This is a genomic window from Variovorax sp. 01T439_2 (assembly GCF_056398445.1).
On sequence record NZ_JBFTPJ010000696.1, the window covers coordinates 1 to 3,165 of the forward strand.

Sequence of the window (3,165 nt, forward strand, 5' to 3'; positions counted from 1 at the left end):
GGCGAAGCCGCCGCCGCAGCGGGCGCGCTGCCCGCCGGCGGGGCTGCCGCGGGGGGCGTGCCCAGCGCCGCGGGTGCAGCCGAGGTTGGGGGGGCCACCGGCGACACCGGCGCACTCTCGACCACGACGGACGATCCGCCAGGAGCCGGCGCAGCCGCTGGCGCTTCCGCCACCGAAGCGGTGTCGCCATCGCCACGCGATGTCCAGCGCGACACCGAGGCCCCGACCTGGTCGAACACCGACTGGGGCAGCCAGAACAGCACGGCCGCGCCGACCAGCAGCAGTCCCACCACCGTGAGCAGCGCGCGCGACGGCAGCCCGCTGGAGCGCCCGCCATTCCAGCGCGGCGTTCCGGAAACGATGTTGCTCTTGAGCGTACGGTCGGCCAGTGCGAGCGCTGCGCGCTGCGCCCCCGGCAGCTTTGCGAGCACCGGAGCGGGATCGATGCGCAGGGCGCGGCAGACACTGCTGGCCAGGGCCCGCGCAAAGACGGGGTCGGGCAGCGAAGCGATGTCGTCCGCCTCGAGCGCAATGAGCTTCTGCGGCGGCACCTTGAGCGCCGCGGCCACCATTTCGATGTGCAGGCCGTGCGCCTCGCGCGCTTCGCGGAGCATGTCGCCGGCCGTCTTGTGCGTGATGTCGCCTTCCTCGAGCGGCAGTGCCGCGGAAGTGCCGAACTCCGAAACCCGTTCAGTCATTGAAATTCCCGCGCTCGTACGCTATTGCCTCCCGGGACTGCGGGAAGCGCCGTTGCAGTTGCCCTCCCAACTGCGCCACTGCTTCGCGGTTGTTGAGCCGTCGTTCGATCTTGATGCCAAGCCAGAGCGTCTCGGCGCTGGCCGAAGGGCTGTTGTTGACGCGGCGGATGTAGAACTGCGCACGCGACCACTCTTCGCGCTGCGCCAGCAGCGAAGCCAGGTTGAACCCGACCACCGGGTTTCCGGCGTCGATCTCGTAGGCCTTCATGAGGCTGCGCTCCGCCTCGGCACGCTGGCCTGCCCTGAGCTGGCAGACGCCCTGCGTCATGAGCGTCTTGGCATGGTCGGTATAGCTCGGCACCGCCAGTGCCTCGGTGAACTGCTGGGTGGCATCGCCATAGCGGTTCTGCTGGCACAGCAGCCAGCCGTAGTTGTGCCGCACATTGGGATCGCGCGGATTGATGGCAATGGCGCGGCGGAAGCTGTCTTCCGCCAGGCCCGCGTCTTCGAGCCGCATGTAGACCAGGCCGCGCAGGTTGTAGGCATCCGCGTTGTTGGGATCGGCGGCCAGCGCCTGCTTGATCTCGTCGAGCGCGACGGTGGTCTGGCCCTGCTCGAAGTAGCCCGAGGCGAGCTCCATGCGCAGGCGCGCGCGGCGCTGCCGGCTGCTTTCGTCGGACTCGGTCACGATCTCCGCGCCCTTGCTCGACGAACTGGTGTCGGCCAGGCTGGTGGTGGTGGTTCGCGTGTTGACGCAGCCCGCGAGCAGAAACGCCACGGCGACGCCGCCAAAGCCTGCAGCCACCAGCCGCTGCGCGCTTGCGGTCGTCATCGGAAAGGCCATCCTCATTAGGTCAATGCTCCTGGGGGGCGGTCTTGCGAACCGGATGCAGAACAACGGTGCGATCGCCCACACGGCGCTGGGCCATGCGTTCGGCCGCGCGGGTACGGTCCTTGACGTCGCCGGCCAGCTGTCCGCAGGCCGCATCGATGTCGTCGCCGCGCGTCTTGCGCACGGTGGTCACGAGGCCGGCCTCGCTCAGTGCCTTGGCAAAGGCCAGCACCCGCGGCTGCGGCGAACGCAAGAGGCCCGAGGCCGGAAACGGATTGAACGGAATCAGGTTGAACTTGCACGACACGCCATGGGTGCGAACGAGTTCAACCAGCTGCCGCGCATGCTCGGGCTGGTCGTTGACGCCATCGAGCATGCAGTACTCGAAGGTGATGAAGTCGCGCGGCGCATGCACCAGGTAGCGCTTGCAGGCCTCGAGCAGCTCGGCAATCGGGTACTTGCGGTTGAGCGGCACGAGGTCGTCGCGCAGCGCATCGTTGGGCGCATGCAGCGACACGGCCATGGCCACCGGGCAGTCGGCGCCCAGGCGGTCGATCATCGGCACCACGCCGGAGGTCGACACGGTCACGCGGCGGCGCGACAGGCCGTAGGCGTTGTCGTCGAGCATGGTGCGCAGCGCCGGCACCAGCGCGGTGTAGTTCTGCAGCGGCTCGCCCATGCCCATCATCACCACGTTGGAGATGACGCGCTCGTCGCGTTTCAGGTGCTTGCGCAGGAAGTGTTCGGCAAACCAGAGCTGGGCGACGATCTCGCCCGTGCTCAGGTTGCGGCTGAAGCCCTGGTGCCCCGTGGAGCAGAAGCGGCAACCCACGGCACAGCCGGCCTGGGACGACACGCACAGCGTGCCGCGGTCGTCTTCGGGAATGAATACGGCTTCGACGGCATTGCCGTCGCCGACGTCGAACAGCCACTTGATCGTGCCGTCCTTGGATTCGTGCTGCGTGATGACCGGCAGGGCCTCGACGCGAGCGGTGGTGGCGAGCTTCTCGCGCAGCGACTTGGCCAGATCGGTCATCTGGGCGAAGTCGCTGGCGCCACGCTGGTGGATCCAGCGGAACAGCTGCGTGGCGCGGAATCGCTTCTCGCCGAGCTTTTCGCAGAACGCAGCCAGCCCCTCGAGATCGAATTCGAGCAGGTTGGCCGTGGTCATGAAATCAGCTGGCGTGCGGCTTCAGCGCGCGTAGACGTTGAGGCCGGCGAAGAAGAACGCCACTTCGTTGGCGGCGGTTTCGGGAGCGTCCGAACCGTGCACGGCGTTGGCATCGATGCTGTCCGCGAAGTCGGCGCGGATGGTGCCCGGGGCCGCCTTCTTGGGGTCCGTGGCGCCCATCAGGTCGCGGTTCTTGGCGATGGCGTTCTCGCCTTCGAGCACTTGCACGAACACCGGGCCGGAGATCATGAAATCGACCAGGTCCTTGAAGAACGGACGTTCCTTGTGGACCGAGTAGAACTGCTCGGCTTCGTTGCGCGACAGATGCACGAGCTTGGCGGCAACGATCTTGAGGCCGGCAGCTTCGAAGCGGGAAACGATCTTGCCGATGACGTTCTTGGCGACGGCGTCGGGCTTGATGATGGAAAGGGTACGTTCGATAGCCATTGAAGTGCTTCCTGAGC

General features: G+C 67.3%; 4 protein-coding genes. All 4 read right to left on the reverse strand.

What is annotated here, in order from left to right:
- Positions 1–698 (reverse strand): helix-turn-helix domain-containing protein (locus AC1DOC_RS26100; RefSeq protein WP_478130787.1); only part of this gene is annotated, 698 nt, incomplete at its 3' end.
- Positions 691–1,548, reverse strand: a complete 858-nt coding sequence (pilW, locus tag AC1DOC_RS26105; RefSeq protein ID WP_012747304.1) for a type IV pilus biogenesis/stability protein PilW — start codon at positions 1,546–1,548, stop codon at positions 691–693. The genes pilW and AC1DOC_RS26100, both read right to left, overlap by 8 nt.
- Positions 1,549–1,552: 4 nt before the next feature.
- The gene (rlmN, locus tag AC1DOC_RS26110) at positions 1,553–2,701 is read right to left on the reverse strand and encodes a dual-specificity RNA methyltransferase RlmN (protein ID WP_412510872.1); all 1,149 of its coding nucleotides are present in this window, start codon (positions 2,699–2,701) and stop codon (positions 1,553–1,555) included.
- A gap of 21 nt (positions 2,702–2,722) precedes the next feature.
- The gene (gene ndk, locus AC1DOC_RS26115) at positions 2,723–3,148 is read right to left on the reverse strand and encodes a nucleoside-diphosphate kinase (RefSeq protein ID WP_012747302.1); all 426 of its coding nucleotides are present in this window, start codon (positions 3,146–3,148) and stop codon (positions 2,723–2,725) included.
- Positions 3,149–3,165 lie beyond the last annotated feature (17 nt).

What these genes read in the sequence shown, in the direction of transcription:
- pilW (WP_012747304.1), bottom strand. Translation starts at nt 1,548, where the DNA reads ATGAGGATGGCCTTTCCGATGACGACCGCAAGCGCGCAGCGGCTGGTG.
- rlmN (WP_412510872.1), bottom strand. Translation starts at nt 2,701, where the DNA reads ATGACCACGGCCAACCTGCTCGAATTCGATCTCGAGGGGCTGGCTGCG.
- ndk (WP_012747302.1), bottom strand. Translation starts at nt 3,148, where the DNA reads ATGGCTATCGAACGTACCCTTTCCATCATCAAGCCCGACGCCGTCGCC.